At 36.6% G+C, this 17,782-nt stretch carries 15 protein-coding genes; 8 read left to right on the top strand and 7 right to left on the bottom strand.

Annotation, left to right across the window (positions count from 1 at the left end):
- Positions 1 to 35 precede the first annotated feature (35 nt).
- The gene (locus ACNFU2_RS09160) at positions 36 to 1,427 is read left to right on the top strand and encodes an arginine decarboxylase (protein ID WP_172279933.1); all 1,392 of its coding nucleotides are present in this window, start codon (positions 36 to 38) and stop codon (positions 1,425 to 1,427) included.
- A gap of 55 nt (positions 1,428 to 1,482) precedes the next feature.
- Here ACNFU2_RS09160 and ACNFU2_RS09155 read toward each other — a convergent pair whose 3' ends face one another.
- On the bottom strand, positions 1,483 to 2,145 hold the full coding sequence (locus ACNFU2_RS09155; protein ID WP_172279931.1) for an HAD family hydrolase: 663 nt from the start codon (positions 2,143 to 2,145) through the stop codon (positions 1,483 to 1,485).
- 183 nt (positions 2,146 to 2,328) lie between these two features.
- Here ACNFU2_RS09155 and speB point away from each other — a divergent pair, with 183 nt between their 5' ends.
- The 4 genes from speB (at position 2,329) to ACNFU2_RS09135 (ending at position 5,449) form a co-directional block, all read left to right on the top strand.
- Positions 2,329 to 3,183 (top strand): agmatinase, encoded by an 855-nt coding sequence (gene speB / locus ACNFU2_RS09150; protein WP_172279929.1) that lies wholly within the window; start codon positions 2,329 to 2,331, stop codon positions 3,181 to 3,183.
- A gap of 68 nt (positions 3,184 to 3,251) precedes the next feature.
- Positions 3,252 to 4,109 carry a bifunctional helix-turn-helix domain-containing protein/methylated-DNA--[protein]-cysteine S-methyltransferase gene (locus ACNFU2_RS09145; protein ID WP_273649006.1) on the top strand — a complete coding sequence of 286 codons (858 nt, stop codon included), beginning with the start codon at positions 3,252 to 3,254 and terminating at the stop codon, positions 4,107 to 4,109.
- An 18-nt stretch (positions 4,110 to 4,127) separates the two neighbouring features.
- A complete protein-coding gene (locus tag ACNFU2_RS09140) occupies positions 4,128 to 4,844 on the top strand; it encodes a class I SAM-dependent methyltransferase (RefSeq protein WP_273649004.1) in 717 nt (238 codons plus the stop codon).
- Positions 4,841 to 5,449 carry an alpha-ketoglutarate-dependent dioxygenase AlkB family protein gene (locus ACNFU2_RS09135; RefSeq protein WP_418124704.1) on the top strand — a complete coding sequence of 203 codons (609 nt, stop codon included), beginning with the start codon at positions 4,841 to 4,843 and terminating at the stop codon, positions 5,447 to 5,449. Before ACNFU2_RS09140 ends, ACNFU2_RS09135 begins: the two co-directional genes overlap by 4 nt.
- Positions 5,450 to 5,569: 120 nt before the next feature.
- Here the strand turns inward: ACNFU2_RS09135 and ACNFU2_RS09130 are convergent, their stop codons facing one another.
- From ACNFU2_RS09130 to ACNFU2_RS09115, 4 genes are all read right to left on the bottom strand, one after another.
- Complete coding sequence (locus tag ACNFU2_RS09130) at positions 5,570 to 7,429, bottom strand: CocE/NonD family hydrolase (protein WP_418124702.1); 1,860 nt, start codon at positions 7,427 to 7,429, stop codon at positions 5,570 to 5,572.
- A 125-nt stretch (positions 7,430 to 7,554) separates the two neighbouring features.
- Positions 7,555 to 10,326: an outer membrane beta-barrel protein gene (locus ACNFU2_RS09125; RefSeq protein WP_418124700.1), complete on the bottom strand. Its 2,772-nt coding sequence runs from the start codon at positions 10,324 to 10,326 to the stop codon at positions 7,555 to 7,557.
- Between the two features lie 75 nt (positions 10,327 to 10,401).
- Positions 10,402 to 10,821, bottom strand: coding sequence for an SH3 domain-containing protein (locus ACNFU2_RS09120; protein ID WP_172279917.1), 420 nt, complete (start codon positions 10,819 to 10,821; stop codon positions 10,402 to 10,404).
- A gap of 6 nt (positions 10,822 to 10,827) precedes the next feature.
- The gene (locus tag ACNFU2_RS09115) at positions 10,828 to 11,310 is read right to left on the bottom strand and encodes a BON domain-containing protein (protein ID WP_172279915.1); all 483 of its coding nucleotides are present in this window, start codon (positions 11,308 to 11,310) and stop codon (positions 10,828 to 10,830) included.
- Between the two features lie 200 nt (positions 11,311 to 11,510).
- Between ACNFU2_RS09115 and ACNFU2_RS09110 the strand changes: the two genes are divergently transcribed.
- Positions 11,511 to 12,761: a dicarboxylate/amino acid:cation symporter gene (locus ACNFU2_RS09110; RefSeq protein WP_273648996.1), complete on the top strand. Its 1,251-nt coding sequence runs from the start codon at positions 11,511 to 11,513 to the stop codon at positions 12,759 to 12,761.
- Positions 12,762 to 12,875: 114 nt separating this feature from the next.
- Here the strand turns inward: ACNFU2_RS09110 and ACNFU2_RS09105 are convergent, their stop codons facing one another.
- Together ACNFU2_RS09105 and ACNFU2_RS09100 are read right to left on the bottom strand one after the other, a co-directional pair.
- The gene (locus ACNFU2_RS09105; RefSeq protein WP_273648995.1) at positions 12,876 to 15,677 is read right to left on the bottom strand and encodes a GH92 family glycosyl hydrolase; all 2,802 of its coding nucleotides are present in this window, start codon (positions 15,675 to 15,677) and stop codon (positions 12,876 to 12,878) included.
- Positions 15,678 to 15,744: 67 nt separating this feature from the next.
- Complete coding sequence (locus ACNFU2_RS09100) at positions 15,745 to 16,206, bottom strand: hypothetical protein (RefSeq protein WP_273648993.1); 462 nt, start codon at positions 16,204 to 16,206, stop codon at positions 15,745 to 15,747.
- Between the two features lie 157 nt (positions 16,207 to 16,363).
- On the opposite strand from ACNFU2_RS09100, the gene ACNFU2_RS09095 reads away from it, so the two are divergent.
- Entirely contained in the window at positions 16,364 to 17,473 is a 1,110-nt protein-coding gene (locus ACNFU2_RS09095; protein WP_172279907.1) for an Mrp/NBP35 family ATP-binding protein, read from the top strand.
- Between the two features lie 45 nt (positions 17,474 to 17,518).
- Positions 17,519 to 17,767 carry a NifU family protein gene (locus ACNFU2_RS09090; protein ID WP_172279905.1) on the top strand — a complete coding sequence of 83 codons (249 nt, stop codon included), beginning with the start codon at positions 17,519 to 17,521 and terminating at the stop codon, positions 17,765 to 17,767.
- The last annotated feature ends 15 nt before the right edge of the window (positions 17,768 to 17,782 follow it).

The raw sequence follows: 17,782 nt of genomic DNA, 5'->3' as shown, positions 1-17,782 counted from the left end.
TAGCAATTTTGCATTCTTAATTCACTTGCTAAAAAATGAAAATAAAATACTCGGAACTTATTGATCAGACGTTATATTTTCCAACAGAAGAATTTAACGTTTCTGAAAACAATTTGTTGTTTCACGATATTCCTTTGATGGATGTTGTTGAAAAGTTTGGAACTCCTTTAAAGGTTAGTTACCTCCCGAAGATTTCTCAGAATATTCAGAAAGCAAAAGGCTGGTTCAAGGAGGCTTTTGAGAAAATCGAATATAAGAAAAATTACAGATATTGTTACTGTACGAAATCCAGTCATTTTAATTTTGTTATTGAAGAAGCTCTGAAGAATGATATTTCTATTGAAACATCTTCCGCTTATGATATGGATATTGTAAGGTCTCTTTACAAAAAAGGTAAAGTAGATAAAAATATTGAAGTAATCTGTAATGGATTCAAAACAGATGATTATCTGGCAAAAATTTCGGAGATGATTAATAATGGTTTTGAAAATATTACTCCGATCCTTGATAATTACAGGGAACTAGACAAACTTACAGAGAGTATCGATACTACTTTTGATATAGGGATCAGAATTGCTTCCGAGGAAGAACCGAAATTCGAATTTTATACATCCAGATTAGGAATAGGATATAAAGACATTATTCCTTATTACAGTCAGAAAATTGCTGAACACCCGAATGCGCGATTGAAAATGCTTCACTTTTTCATCAATACAGGGATCAAAGATACTGCGTATTACTGGAATGAATTATATAAATGTCTTCGTGTATATGCACGTTTGAAGAAAATTGCTCCGGAGGTGGATTCTTTGAACATCGGAGGAGGTTTCCCGATTAAGACTTCTTTGAACTTTGATTACGATTACCAGTATATGGTTGAAGAGATCGTTTCCCAGATTAAAAAATTCTGTGAAGAAGAGGGAGTAGAGGAACCGAATATTTATACTGAATTTGGAAGTTTCACGGTAGGAGAAAGTGGAGCTAACCTCTATAAAATTATTTCGCAAAAACGTCAGAACGACAGAGAGAAGTGGAACATGATCGATTCTTCATTCATGACGACACTTCCTGATACATGGGCGATTTCAAGACACTTTATCATGCTTCCTCTGAATCGTTGGGAAGATACTTATGAAAGAGTATTTCTGGGAGGCTTAACGTGTGATTCGGATGATTATTATAATTCCGAACAACATACCAATGCAATCTACCTGCCTGTTTTCAGTGATACAAAACCTTTATATATTGGTTTCTTCCATACAGGAGCTTATCAGGAAACGATTGGAGGATACGGAGGAGTGCATCATTGCTTAATGCCTCAGCCAAGACATATTCTGATTCAGAAAGATGAAAACGGAGAGTTTCAATATGAAATATTCCGTGAAAGACAGGAGCCGGAAGATGTTTTAAAACTTTTGGGATACTAGCGCTCCTCTCAGAGACGGATCAATATAAAAAAAGGTTCTCGATCGAGAACCTTTTTTATTTAAAATAATCTGAGATTTTATCTAATTCCAGTTCAGTATAATCTGAGATGGTAATGTTAGCCAGGGAATAATCCTGATTATGGGAATGTTCACTTTTATAGGCGGCACAGAAAATTTTAGCATTATGAGCGGCCAGAATTCCATTGGTAGAATCTTCAATTACCAGGCAGTTTTCTATCGGCTGTTCAGCCAGCTGGGCTGCCAAAAGAAAAACTTCAGGATGAGGTTTTGATTCTTTTAACTCAGCACCACTGATTTTCCCGTTGAAATATTTTTCAAGTCCGAATTTTTCAAAAACCATATTGATGGTTACCATGCTTGCGGAAGAGGCCACAATGAGCTGAATATTATTTTCATAGTAATGTTCTATCAGTTTTCTCACCCCGGGAATAAGGTCAAAATCGGCATCATTATAGAAGTAATCTTTAAAATAATCCCTTTTTATATTGGTCAACTCCTGATAAGTATGGTTAAGCCCGAATATCTGAATTAATGTTTCGCAGACTTTTTTGGTGGAAGCTCCGGTAAATGAAGTGTAAAGTTCTTCAGATACCTGAATTTTAAGATCTTCGAACATCTTGAAGTAAGCTTTTCTATGCAAAGGTTCTGTATCTACAATTACCCCATCCATATCAAAAAGCACCGCTTTTAAGGACATATTTGATTTTTTTTGCAAAGGTAGTGAATTTTAGAGGAGATGGAAGAAGTTAGAATTTTATAGAGGCTGTGAGTTTGTTGATACCTTCAAAAACTTCCCTTCTCTTGCTTCCGGCTTCCAACTTCTTTGTATCTTTGCTGGAAGTATTTCAAATTTTAAATCATTTAATTTTTAAATAAAAACATGAAAACATACGCGGGAATTCCTGAAGAAAATGCGTCATTAGAAAACTCAAAAGTAATGTTGGTTACCGTTCCTTACGACGGAACCTCAACATGGGGTAAAGGAGCGGATAAAGGTCCTGAATTATTCCTTAATGCTTCTGAAAACATGGAGCTTTATGACATAGAGACAGGAACCGAGCCTTACCTTGATGGTGTTTATCTTGCCGGAGAAGTATCTGAAAATGCTACACCTGAAGCGATGACCGAGGCCGTTTATCAAAAAACAAAAGAGCTTTTGCAGAATGAAGGAAAGTTGTTTACCCTTTTTGGTGGTGAACACTCTGTTTCTATTGGTTCGATCCGTGCAGTAGGTGAGAAATATGATAATTTAACAGTATTACAACTGGATGCTCACACGGATTTACGTCCTGAATTCCATGGTTCTACCTCCAATCATGCATGTGCTGTTTTTGAAGCTAATCAGAAGCACAACCTGGTTCAGGTGGGTATCCGTTCAATGGATGTTGAAGAATACCAGTATTTACCTGAAGGAAGAGTATTTTTTGCACATGAAATTGCTGTCAATGATAACTGGATCAATGATGTTTTAGAAAAAGTTTCCGGAAATGTATATATTACAATCGATTTGGATGCTTTTGACCCATCTATCTGTCCATCTACCGGAACACCAGAACCCGGAGGTCTGCAATGGTATCCAACGTTGGAATTATTAAGAAAAGTATTTGAAAAATGTAATGTTGTAGCTTTTGATATTGTGGAATTGATGGATTCTCCGATGGCTAAGCCAAGCGCATTCCTTGCCGCTAAACTATATTACAAAATGTTAGCTTATTATCACATCAGCCAGGATTAAAATTCCACAAGAATCGGATTTTTTCTGCGGGATTTTCTTTGGAAATTTGTGAGATAAAATACAAAGATATGTCTACACAAAGTCAAATAGATTACAACAGAATCGCTAAAGCGATAGAGTATATCCAAAGTAATTTTAAACTTCAGCCGAGTCTGGAAGAAGTAGCAGAAAAAGTGCATCTTAGTCCTACCCATTTCCAAAAAATCTTTACAGATTGGGCAGGAACAAGTCCGAAAAAATTTTTACAGTTCATCAGTATAGAACATGCCAAAAATCTTTTGAAAGAAGAGAAATTGAGCGTATTTGATGCTGCTTATGAGACCGGGCTTTCCAGTACAAGCAGGCTTCATGATTTATTTGTAAAAATAGAAGGAATGTCTCCGGCTGAGTTTAAAAATGGCGGAAAAAGCCTGAGAATTAACCATAGTTTTTCAGAAAGTCCATTTGGAAACATTCTGGTAGCTTCTACCGAAAAAGGAATTTGCCATCTGGCCTTTGAAAATAATCAAGAAATGGCATTAGGAAATCTGAAAGCCCAGTTTCCTAATGCTTCTTTTTATGAGAAGCAGGATCAGTTTCAAAAAGATGCCTTGTCTATTTTCGGTAAAGACTGGAACAAGTTAAATACCGTAAAACTTCACCTTAAGGGCACTGATTTTCAGTTAAAAGTCTGGGAAAGCCTTCTGACAATTCCTATGGGAAAACTGTCTACTTATGGTAATCTGGCCGGGAAAATAGGCAATCCTAAAGCTTCCAGAGCAGTAGGAACAGCTATTGGAAGCAATCCTGTAGCCTTTCTTATTCCTTGTCACAGGGTCATTCAATCATCAGGAAACATGGGCGGTTACCGTTGGGGAAAGGATCGGAAGCAGCTCATTATTGGTTGGGAAAGTTCACGCACTTCCAATGCAATAGATTCAATCTAGAAATCAAAGGATACAATCATGATCAAACATAAAATCTTATCTGCTTATGAGGAGATCGCTGAGAAATATAATGAGCTGATCGATCACAAACCACATAATGCCTATTATGACAGACCGAATACATTGGAGCTTATTCCGGAGGTAAAGGGTAAATTTATCCTTGATGCGGCTTGTGGTCCGGGGAAATATGCTGAAATCCTAATATCTGAGGGAGCGACAGTAAAAGGTTTTGATATCAGTCAGAAAATGGTCATGCTGGCACGTGAAAGAAATAATAATGAAAAAGATTTTTTCGTCCACGATTTATCTTTACCCTTTGAAATGTTTGAGGATCGAAGCTTTGATACTGTTATTTGTGCATTAGCGCTTCATTATATAGAGGATTGGAATTTTACCATTCAAGAATTTTGCAGGGTTTTGAAACCTGATGGTAGTCTTGTTATATCGATTGAGCATCCATTTTTTGAATACAATTACTTTCATTCAGAAAAATATTTCGAAATTGAACATGTAAATTGTATATGGAACGGATTCGGGAAACCTGTTGAAATTAACAGCTTCAGAAGACCTCTTAGTGAATGCATCACTCCGCTTACAGACAATGGTTTTTATATTGATAAACTGGTTGAACCAAAACCTACAAAAGAATTTGAAAAACTGGATCCGAAACATTTTAAAGAACTAAATAAGTTTCCGGCTTTCATGTGTATCCGTGCTATAAAAAAACAGGAATGAGTTTATTTGAAGAAATATATGATTTTCCGGTCAATATCCTTCCCAAAGACGGAACGGTTAATTATTACGGAACCATTTTCTCTAAAGAAAAATCCGATTTCTATTATAACTATCTTTTGAATCAGATTCCCTGGGAAAATGACGAAGCCATTATTTTCGGTAAACTTATTCTAACCAAAAGAAAAGTGGCGTGGTTCGGGGAAAAAGCATTTGAGTATACCTATTCCAACAGGACCAAGTATGCAACGCTATGGACGCCTGAGCTATTGGAATTAAAGATAAAGTGTGAGGAAATATCAGGAGAAACTTATAACTCATGTCTTCTCAATTTATATCATGACGGCAGTGAAGGGATGGCTTATCATAGTGATAGTGAAAAAGACCTGAAAAAGCATGGTGCCATTGCATCGGTAACCTTTGGAGCGGAACGGAAATTTTTGTTTAAACACAAACAAACCAAAGAGAAAGTGGAGATTTTCTTACAAAACGGAAGCTTATTGGTAATGAAAGGAATAACACAGGATAACTGGCTTCACAGGCTTCCCCCAACTACAAAGGTAAAAACTCCAAGAATAAACCTTACATTCAGAACGATTGAAGAATAAAAAAGGTGGCTGAGATTTTCGAAGCCACCTTTTTGTTTATAAACAATGGTCTTTATTATAAAACCATACTACAAGTATTAGAAGAGAAGTGACTAAAGTTCTTGAAGTCACCCGATTTTTTTATTTTATCACCTCAGCTTCAATTGAGCTGTCATTATAAATTCTTATGAATGCTTTGGTATAATCTTCTTTAGAAGCCATGTTCGGATTATCCATGAATTTCTGTGGATTTACAGAAAAGAGCGGGAACCATGTACTGCTGATCTGGATCTGGATTTTATGTCCCTTTTTAAACGTATGAACCACATCCTGAAGTCTGAATTGAACCGCTGTTTTCTGACCAGGAACTAAAGCTTCGGCTTTTTCCCTTGAGTTTCTGAATCTCGCAGGCATAATTTCACTTCTTACCATCTGGTGATAATTACCATACACAACACCGTCTTTTTTCTCAACAGGTTTGAAATCCTCCGGATATACGTCAATGAGTTTTACAGCGAAATCAGCATCTGTGGAAGTAGAGGCGATGTTTAATTTTGCCATAATCTCTCCCGCGAAAGTCATGTCTTCTGATAAAGCATCTGTTGTAAAAGTAACAACATCGGGTCTTCCTTCCGCAAACCTTTGATCTTCCGACATATAATTTCTGGGAGTAAATCCATTAAAATCCTTTAAGCTTGTTGAGCTTAATACCGGATTATTCGGGTCGCTATAATATTCTGAAAAACCTTGTTGAGAATCACTTTTTAATGTTCCGTCAGCCAGGTAGAAATTAACTTTTTTAGCATCTTTTGGTGGATAGGATGCAAATTCTTTCCACTGTTTTGCTCCTGTATCATACATCATAGCTTCAGGAAGTCCTGCATCTTCTTTGGTATTTCCTTTCAGGTAGTGATTAAAAAACCGTGTCTCGATGTTCTTCTGGTAATAGGTAGCGAGGCTGTCTCCGAAATAAATTTCATTATGAAAATGTTTTCCCATTTCCTGTGACCATCCGCCATGAGAAAAAGGTCCCATAACAATGGTGTTTTTTGCTTTCGGGCTGGATTTTTCTATCGCTTTATAAATATTCAACGGACCTGATAAATCTTCAGCATCAAACCATCCTCCAACGGTCATTACTGCATGCTTTACATTTTTAAGATGAGGTAAAAGGCTTCTTTTCTGCCAGTACTCATCATAATTAGGATGGTTCATTATTTCGGTCATGAAGAAGTTGTTCTTATAGTATTTGTTATAGCCGTCCTTTAAGGTTCCCATTTCCCTGTAGAATTTCAGTCCGTCTTCTGATGTCTGCTTTACAAAAGTATCCATGTACCATGCCTGTTTTTCAGCTTTGGTCTTCTGAACCCCAAAAACAGGGAAGGTTCTGAAGTATCCCAGCATAAATTTTCCGTTGTGAAGAAAATCGTCATTCCAGAAATCAGAAATAGGTGCCTGAGGTGATGATGCAACCAGTGCCGGATGATCCGCTAAAATCCCTACAGCTGTATAAAAACCAGGATAAGAAGTTCCAAATTGACCTACCTTTCCATTGTTGTTTTTGACGTTTTTCAATAGCCATTCTATCGTATCATAGGTATCCGTACTTTCATCGACATCTTTTTTCGATTGACGTTCTACCTGAGGCGTCATGTTCGTGAAAGTTCCCTCACTCATATATCTTCCGCGGACATCCTGGTATACAAAGATATATTTATCCTTCATCAGGTACTGATTAGGGCCTACTTTAGTTTTATATTCATTCTCACCATAAGGTGCAATGCTGTAGCAGGTTCTCTGCATGAGAAACGGATATTTGTTTTTATTGGTTATATCTTTAGGAATATATACTGCTGTGAAAAGTTTAACACCATCACGCATGGGAATATAAAATTCTTGTTTGGTAAAATTATCTTTCACAAAATTGTCCTTTTGTGATGCATTTTGTGCATTACCCAAAATGAAAATGAAAATAAATAAAATGGAAATATGGGTTTTCATAAATAAAATTTGAAGCTAATTTAAAAATAAAAACGCGTTTACCACGATAAATATTACCCATTACTGCCAAATAATAAAAAAGGCCGAATCAATTCGGCCTTTTTTTATATATTATCGTCCTATGGTTACTGATTACGCATCTTTTTTCCTGCAAACTTATTCAGCTTCATGCTTAAGGAGAACATAACATAACGTTTCAGGATAAGGTCATCCCGGTCCTCAAAATATGAATTAGTAATGGTTCTTCTTACGCTCTGATTTTGATTTAAAACATCATATACTTTGATTTTTGCAGTAAGCTGTTTCTTGAAAAAAGAGTATCCGAGGCTTGTATTCCAGAAATAAAAATCGCGTTTGAATCCCGGAGCAATATTAGAATTTGTATTGTACTCAAAATCATTTCCAAAAACAAGATTGCTTTTAAAAAGATAATTGGTTAATTGGAGTTTTAGTACCTGATTGGTGGTTTGAACTTTTTCAATACTATAATTGGTATAGTTAGAAAAGTTGTATCCGATTGAGTAGGAAGGTTTTATGGTGAACTTGTCTTTAACTTCATAAGTAAGATTTAATCCGGGATTAATACTGTATGACCCACTGCTGAATTGTTGGCTATTGATAAAACCTCTGTTATAGCCGTAACTCGTATTAATTCTTGGATTAATCACAAGCTTATTTTCCTTCCATTTAAAACTTTTACTGAATCCACCACCAAGGTTGATATTTTTATTACCACTTATGTTGGCATACGTAACAAACTGTTTTCCCGAATTATCATAATAGGAATAATTGATAACATCATTATTTCCGTAGGTAAATCCAATATTCACATAATAATTGATATCTTTTACCATATTATAATTACTGAAGTAAAGATAGGTTCTGTTGGTCCAGGTATTTTTAAGATCCGGATTTCCCTTGTAGGTAATTAAAGGATTGGAAAGGTCTTCATAAGGAGTTAGCTGCTCAGCACTTGGAATATTAAAGTCAGCATAATTGTAGAGGCTTAGCCTTTTATTCTGGGAAAATTGATATTGCAGGTTAAGATTATAGCTGGGAAGAACAAAGCTCTTCTGAAGGTCATATTGTTGATCATTAAAAACAGAGTTCACTTTCATATCGGAAATCTGAAGATTCACGGAAGACCAGATGTTGATTTTGTTTTTATTGAGCTCAAAACTCAACTCCGGGGAAAGCTGATTAATTTTTTGATCCATGCTGTTTGAAAGAACAGAGTTGTATTTCGAGTACTGCCCGGTATTGGCATCAAAGTCATTAACGTTTCTCTCGGCTCCGGAGATCTTTGCTTCATAATTTAAATTAAGGCTTACGGTAGCAGAATCTGAAAGAGGTTCCGTATATCCTGTACTAAAACGGTAATTGCTGTTTTGTGTTTTATTTTTAGCGAGCTGATTTCTGTCATCATTAGTCCCGTTGTTCTGATAAAATACAGTCCTGGACTGGTTTAAATTATTACTTTTAGATTCCGAAATATTGCTGTTGATATTGGCGTATACAACGCGCCCTTTTTTTCTGAACTTTCTCGAAAAATAGATATTCGGATTGAATGAATTGCTCTCAGAATCCGTACTTGTGTACGCATTACTTTCATTCAGAAGGGTATTGTCTCTGAAAGTGGATGATGTTGAATTATTAAAATTAGATCCTTCGCTTCTGGAAAATGAAGGTGAAATGTAAATACTGGTTAACGAATCTAATTTAATCCGTGCAGCAGTATCAAAATTATATTGTCTGTTTTCGTTTTCTCCACTGCTTTCGGAGTTGGTTTTTAATGTATAATCCGGAAGTAAGGTTGTTCTTGAAACTTTAGATCGTGTTTTCAGATTATTATTCGAATGCATGAAGCTCATGGTCTCAAGGTCTGCATCTTTTCCCAATTTATCACTATAATTAAATCCTATCGTTGTAGACCTCTGGATTCCTTTGGTGTTGCCTCCTCCTTGGTAATAATACGTATTGCCTCCTACTGTCATTACGCTTCCTCCCTGCATCATCCAGGAATTTCTTCCACGTCCCATGCTGTCAAAGACCTCATCATTAGAAAAGCCCTGGGAATTAATATTATTGGATGAAGCCAGCAGGCTTATTTTCGTGTCCTTTTTAAAGTAGCTTATAAGGCCGCTTCCTTCATAACGTTTATCAGAACCATAGCCCAGAGTTAACCTGGAAATAAGTCCTTTGTTTTTCTTTTCGTCAATATTGAAGTTGATGGTTGTATTGTTTGATTTCGCCGTTTTTCCATTGAGCTCTTCCTCTTTGGTTTTAGTGGTCGTAAACTGAATATTTTTTATAATATCTGCCGGAAGATTCTGTAATGCAATTTTGCCGTCTTTATCGAAAAAAGGTTTTCCGTTGATCATGATCTGATCCACATCTTTACCGTTTACTGTAATTTTTCCTTCGTTACTGATTTCAACTCCGGGAATCTGTTTAAGCAGTTCCTCGATTTTACTATCAGGCCGTACTTTGATCGAGGATGCATTAAATTCGATAGTGTCTTTTTTAATTTTTACCGGAGAAACGGTAAGCTTCACCTCTTCAATATTAAAAACAGAATTTTTTTCCAGTTCAATAGAGCCTAATGAGAGCGATTGATTTATTTTCTCTATATTTTTAGAATAGGATACTAATTTTTCAGCATCAATTTTCAGAACGGTAGGTTCATTGGACGGATCTGTTTTTAAAGAAAATTTACCTTCTTTATTAGTGGGGGTATAATTGATAATGGAAGAATCTTTTTGTTTGAGAAGATAAACGGTTGCGTTTTCTACAGGCTTTTTTTCAAAATCCATCACTTTTCCATCGATGGCGAGTTTTTGACCGTTTAAGATCGCAGTATTGATCAAAATAATCAATACCAGCAAAATTTTCTTCATTTATTACTTTTTCGACTCAAAAGTAAAAAAAATCCCTGAAAGAAATTTCAGGGATTCAATATTTATTGTCATGAATTAAGCTCTCAAATATCTTGAATAAGCATATCCTTCTTGTCCGTCGGCAGTTTTTACTTTCCACCAATCGTCTGAAGTCTGTTCAATTAAAGTTACAGAAGAACCTTTTGATGCTTTTCCTACAACAGCAGCTTCCGTAGAAGGCTCTTGTCTGATGTTCAGGTTTGAATCTTCAGTAGCCACTGTAAGCGCTGCCCCTGATGCAAGACCTGCAACCTGTACATCTACATTAATATCGGAAGCAGAGTAAGTAGAATCGATAGTCCCCAAAGCATTCCATACAGCATCTTTTGCTGCAGTATTGGAAGCTGCTCCTGAGATGTATAAAATTCCATCCTGTTCCTGAACCTGAAGGTTTGAAATTCCTGCAGACTGAGCTGCTGAAATTACACTTGAATATTTATCTTGTAATGTGCTCATTTTAAATTATTTTACAGTGTAGTTATAATTTACTTTTCCTGCTTTCAAAGCATCCACAGATTGCTTGATTTTTCTAGCCTGCTCTTTAGAAACGTTTCCAGTAAGCGTTAATTCACCGTTTACAACTTCTACTTTTACAGAAGGGAAATCTTTTACAGCATCCTGAACTTTTTTCTGAACTGCCGGATCTACTGCAGATTGCGTTTCAACCGGAGGAGTTGCAGGAGCAATAGTCGCCATATCCATAACGTCTTTTACACCATTTACTGCTTTTAGTTGTTTGATCATTGCATCTTTAGAAGCCTGATCAGGAAATGTTCCACTTAGGTGGGCTACACCATCTTTTACTTCAACGGAAGCACTTGGGTTGGACGTTACAATCGTGGTAGCTTGAGTCTGAAGATCAGCATCAGAAACTTTCTTTTTACAAGAAATAGCACCGAACGATACTGCCAGAGCTAAGGCAGCCATTGCAATAGTTTTTTTCATAGTTGTATATTTAATTTAATGTATTGATACTATAAATGTAACAATAAAATTTATACCAAATGATTAAAAATTGACTAAATGTTTCTTAATTTTTTTACAAAGTTTTTAAAACCAGTATTTTAATTTTAACTATGTCCAATTTAATAAGTAATAGCACACAATTTAAAAACTATTATATTTGCGCAAGTTGAATTATTTATATGAAAGGACAAAATAAGCTTTTTATAGCGATTATTATTGCACTTATCTTGGGTGTAGGAATTGGAGGAATTGTTCACGTACAGTATCCGGAAAGTGCAGAACCTTTTTCTAAAAATATTAAATTACTCGGAACTATTTTCATCAGGCTGGTACAGATGATCATTGCTCCATTGGTATTTACCACTCTTGTAGTGGGAATTGCCAAGATGAGCGATATCAAAATGATAGGCAGAGTAGGAACAAAAGCAATGTTATGGTTTATCTCTGCATCGCTGATGTCTCTTTTTATCGGGTTGATGTTGGTAAACTGGCTTGAACCCGGGCATGTTACCAAACTTCCGATTCAGGATGCTGCTTCAGCCGAAGAGCTTTTAAAAAGCAGTAAAGGATTTACTCTGGAAGATTTCGTAAAGCACGTTATCCCGAAAAGTTTATTTGAGGCTTTTGCAACCAATGAGGTATTGCAGATCGTAGTATTTTCGATTATGTTTGGTGTTGCACTGGCTAATCTGGGTGAAGAATATGCAAAACCTGTTATCAAACTATTTGATATTGTGGCCCATGCCATTTTGAAAATGGTAGGATATATTATGTGGTTTGCACCATTGGGTGTACTTGGTGCTATTGCTGCTGTGGTAGCGGTGAATGGCTTTGAAATTTTTAAAGTATATGCAGTTTATCTCAGAGATTTCTTCTTTGCTTTAGGTGTTCTTTGGCTGGTGTTGCTATTGGTCGGATATCTGATTTTAGGGAATCGTTTGTTTGAGTTATTAAAAAGAATTAAAGCTCCTTTGCTTATTGCTTTTTCTACAACAAGTTCCGAGGCTGTTTTTCCAAAGTTGGTTGAAGAACTGGAAAAATTTGGTTGTAACAGCAGGGTAGTGTCTTTCATCTTACCTTTGGGATATTCATTCAATTTGGATGGAAGCATGATGTATATGACGTTTGCTTCAATATTTATTGCTCAGATCTATGGAATTGAAATGACCCTGGGACAGCAGATCACGATGCTTTTGGTTTTAATGCTTACCTCTAAAGGAATTGCAGGTGTACCGAGAGCTTCACTGGTAATTATTGTGGCAACTTGTTCCATGTTCGGAATTCCACCGGAGGGAATTGCTTTGATTTTACCTATTGACCATTTCTGTGACATGGGAAGAAGTATGACAAATGTATTAGGAAATGCTTTAGCTACGTCCGCAGTATCCAAATGGGAGGGACAGCTTGAAAATCCTGCTGTAGAAGCGTAACTTATTCTGAATATAAGTATTAGAGTTTACAATATGACGAATTGAAGATTCTCCTATGATCTAAATAAAAAAACCTCTTTCAATTTGAAAGAGGTTTTTTAATGTATAATACGGTTATTGAGCGGAAATTTCGTCTATAAAGATGTAAGAATCACCGCCGGCTCCCTGGTGCCACTCCGGAAGTTTACCAAAATGATAAGCTTTTATTTTAATATACTGGGTCTCTGTAGGCAGAATATCTGCGGTAAAATCTTTGATCTGGACTTTCTCATCTTTAGAGTCAACAGTATTATCAACGGTTTTCAATAGTATAAAATCTTTTCCGTTCATTGAAGCATAGTATTCTACCTTTTTAGGCATTAAAATCCATGCCCTGCTATCCTGAAGATAGGTTGAAGACAGTCGGGTAAGCTGTTGCGGAGATTTAAAATCAAGAATAGCTTCAAAAGTTTGCCCCTGATAGCCTTGCCATTCTCCCTTTCTCCAGTTTTCAGTACCATTGATGCCATCAATAAGAGCGAGTTTGCCTCCTGCTGTGTATTGAGGATTCACCTTTGAGTTTACAGTAATATCCCAATGATTAGGCCTTCTGTTAAAATTAGCAGTGGTAACTGAGCTTTTTTCTCCGTTTCTTTGAGCATATGCAGAAACCTGGGTGGTTTTATTAATGGTAAACGGACCTTTGTACGTGGAGAAAGTTTTTCTTACATTTTTATCATTTTCGTCTATGGTCATGTAATAAACCTTGTCTTTTGGGTTGAGGGGAGTGATCTGTACTTTAGTAGAAAAATCAAAAAGCCTGTCAGCTACAATCACAGGAGATGCGGTTTGTTCATTGTATTTAAAATCTTTTATGGATTTTACATTTTCAAATCCCAGTTTTCTGAGCTCCTCTTTGCCTGTGTTTTTTGTAATCGTTCTGGTAGTGCCGTCTTCAAGGTGAAGCTTAATTTCATCAAAATAAGGGGTAACGGTTTCCCATTCCGGCTTACCCGGAGTTACAGAATAAATACCCAGGGAACTTAAAACATACCATGCACTCATCTGTCCGCAATCTTCATTTCCGATCAATCCATCCGGAGTGTTTTGATAAAAATGATCGAGTATGTATCTGATCTTCTCGTCTGCTTTTTGTGGTTTATCCACAAAATTATACAGATAAGCAATATGATGGCTTGGTTCATTGCCTTGCGCATACTGTCCTATAAGACCTGTGATATCAGCTTGTTCCCTGCCCGTTGTTGTGCTAGGGGCGGTGAAAATGGCATCGATGAACTGTTCGAATTTTTCTTTTCCTTCATGGGCATCAATTAAGCCTGGAATATCCTGGGGAACAAAATAAGAATAATGCCATGAGTTTCCTTCCGTGTAATTGTTGTTTACCTCTCTTGGATCAAAAGGTTGATACCAGTTCCCGTTTTTTCTGGCCTGCATAAAGCCGTTTTCAGGATTGTAGAGGTTTTTCCAGTTCTGGGAACGGTTCATGAAATACCGGTAGTCTTCTTTTTTGTTTAAAATTTTAGCCATTTGTGCAATACACCAATCGTCATATGCATATTCCAGCGTTTTGGAAACGCTCTCATGTTCATCATCTACGCTGATATAATTGTTTTGCTTGTAAGCATTCAGTCCGAAAATATCCAGCATTGCAGAATTTTTAGAAGCTTCATACGCTTTTTCGTAATCGAAACCCTTGATTCCTTTGGTCATGGCGTCTGCGATTACAGAAACTGCATGATAACCGATCATGCATTCTGTTTCGTTAGAGGCAAGCTCCCATACCGGCAATTTTCCACCTTGCTCGTACTGTCTGATGAAGGTATTAATAAAATCCGCAGTTCGTTTCCTGTCAATTAAGGTCATGAGCGGATGTGCAGCCCTGAAAGTATCCCATAGAGAAAAAACAGAATAGTAATCGAATCCGTTTGCCGTATAGAACTTATTATCACGACCCCTGTATTTTCCATCAACATCCATATAAATATTAGGCTGCGTAAAAACATGATATAAAGCGGTGTAAAAAATACTCAGCTTATTAGTGTCGTCTGATTTTACCTCAATCTTGGAAAGTTCCTTGTTCCAATCATTGTCTGCTTGTTTTCTTATGTTTTCAAAATCATTCGACTGACCTTCTGCCAGCATGTTTTTTCCTGCACCTTCATAGCCTGTTGGAGATAAAGCGACTTTTACGCTGATTTTCTCTCCTTTTTTAACAGGAGCCGAAAATGCTAAAGCCAGCTTTGTTCCGGTATACATATTATTTTCCTGCTTTCCATTAGCTTCTTTCTTCGTCAATTTTAATGGTTTGGAAAATTCAATCCGGGCATAAATATATTGGTTTGTGGCCCAGGCCTCACTTCTTCTGAAGACCTCAATCGTTCTATCATCAATAATTTTCACCTCTCCTTCCAGAAGTTTATCCCTGTGATTAAGGTCAAGTATGATATTGGCATTTCCGCTGTTGTTGAAAGTATATTCATGATATCCTACTCTTTTGGTTGTTGTTAAACGGACATCAATATTGTTTTTATCCAATTTTACAGAATAGAATCCGGCAGAAGCAGTTTCATTTTTATGGGAAAATTTTGAAGAATAGTCTTTGTTGTCCAGGCTTGGATTTCCCATGGTAGGCATTAGCATAATATCACCATAGTCTGAAACTCCCGTACCATTGAGGTGGGTATGGGAAAACCCATAAATGACCGAATCGGAATAATGATAACCACTGCACCCGTCCCAGCTGCCATCTATCCTGGTGTCGGGTGAAAGCTGGACCATTCCGAAAGGAACAATCGCTCCCGGAAAGGTGTGGCCATGACCTCCGGTTCCTATGAAAGGATTAACATACCGGGAATAATTCTGGGAATAAATAACCTGAGTAATAAATAAAGAAACTACTATGAAACCTTTTCTCATATCATAATTTTATGACGGTGAATATATTGAAAAATAGAAGAACTAAGAGTATGAAATGATTGCAGCCCTATACTTCTCCTTCAAAAAAATCATCCAGATACTGCTGTCTGTTGTTTTCCTGTTTGTCAGTTCCCAGAAACTTTTTCCAGACTCTGGATTCATGGTATACAATTCCCATTTCCCAGACACAGTAGGTAGGAATGTGATTGTTCTTTCTTTCCCAGGTTTCGAATTTTCCGGTTCCGTCATAATATACACTTTCCCATAATTCGTTTTCACTTCTCCAGGTACAAACCAGAAGCAAATAATTGCTGCCGCATCTGTGGAGAATTACAAAACCAAGATCTTCAATATCCTGAAAATGTTCAGTTGCATTTTCGATGCATGTTTTTGCATGGCTGATATCTTCAGAAGAAATGTCATGTGTATTTTCAGCTAAATTGTACCATTTGAATCTTGTTTTTCCCACGTTAAAAATACCATCGAATGCAGCAAATTTAGAGGGATAAGATGTAGGATTGGTGTTCATTTTTATAGAGTTTAAAAGTTTATTTCCCGAAAAGGGAAACCGGAAAAATTGATTGATATATTTTTAGTGATGCGATTTATCACCTTGAGTTATAGATTTTATTCATTCTAAATTATAGAAAAAATCCGTAAATTTGTAAACAATTTATAGCAATTTTATGTTGACGAAAGAAAAGGTTCAAGATTTCCTTAAAGAAATAGAAGTAGATGATTTAGTTAATAATCTTCAGATTGTAGGAAATGATGTATATATAGATATGACGGCGCATTCACCGGCAATGCATGAAAAGAAAAAATTAGAGGCTGCAATGAAGCAGGCTTTTGCCAGTGAGTTTGGAGAAGATATCCATTTAAAGCTTAAAATAGTTTCTCCTGAGCCAAGTGAAATTCAGCAAAGCCAGATCAAAGGAAAGCAGATTCCGGGAATTCAGAATATTATCGCAATTGCTTCCGGTAAAGGAGGCGTTGGAAAATCTACCGTAGCTGCAAATATGGCAGTTACTTTAGCTAAAATGGGCTTTAAAGTGGGTCTATTGGATGCAGATATTTACGGACCATCTGTCCCTACCATGTTTGATACGGAAGGACAAAAGCCGATTTCTGTAGAGGTTAACGGAAAAAATCTAATGAAGCCTGTAGAGAACTATGGTGTGAAAATGCTTTCAATCGGATATTTCTCGGGAGCTAATCAGGCAGTAGTTTGGAGAGGTCCAATGGCTTCTAAAGCTCTGAACCAAATGATTAGAGATGCGAATTGGGGAGAGTTGGACTTTTTATTGATCGACTTACCTCCGGGTACAGGAGATATTCACTTATCAATTATTCAGGAAGTGCCTGTTACAGGAGCTGTGATTGTAAGTACACCTCAACATGTTGCATTGGCAGACGTAAGAAAAGGTATTGCCATGTTCCAGATGGAAAGTATTAATATTCCGGTTCTTGGATTAATCGAAAATATGGCGTACTTTACACCTGAAGAATTACCTGATAATAAATATTATATTTTTGGAAACCAGGGAGCACAATATTTAGCTGATGATCTTGGAATTCCGGTACTGGGAGAAATTCCTCTGATCCAGAGTATAAGAGAGGCAGGAGATGTGGGAAGGCCGGCAGCATTGCAGGAAAATTCCAAAATCGCAGATATTTATACGGAAACAGCACGTAATATGGTAGAAAGTCTTGTAGAAAGGAATAAAAATCTTCCACCTACTGAAGCTGTAAAGATCACAACTATGGCAGGATGCTCTCCAAAGGCAAAAAAATAATATTCAAATTAAATTTTGAAAAAAAACCGAATTGAACTGAAAAATATGGAAACAAACGTAGCACACGAAGATACTGTAACAAGAGTAATGGAGGCTTTAGAAAGTATCCGTCCGTTTTTGAATAAAGACGGAGGTGATATTGAGCTTATTGATGTGAAAGATAACTCGGTTTATGTAAAACTTTTAGGAAACTGTTCCGGATGTTCTTTGAACTTTTCAACACTTAAACTGGGTGTAGAAAATACAATAAAGCAGCACGCTCCGGAGATCGAAAAGGTAATAAGCGTAGAGTAACATCAATTAAGATGT

The organism is Chryseobacterium sp. PTM-20240506 (assembly GCF_048296755.1).
In the GTDB taxonomy this organism is placed as follows: Bacteria; Bacteroidota; Bacteroidia; order Flavobacteriales; family Weeksellaceae; genus Chryseobacterium; species Chryseobacterium proteolyticum.
This window is presented reverse-complemented; position numbering and strand designations above follow the sequence as displayed.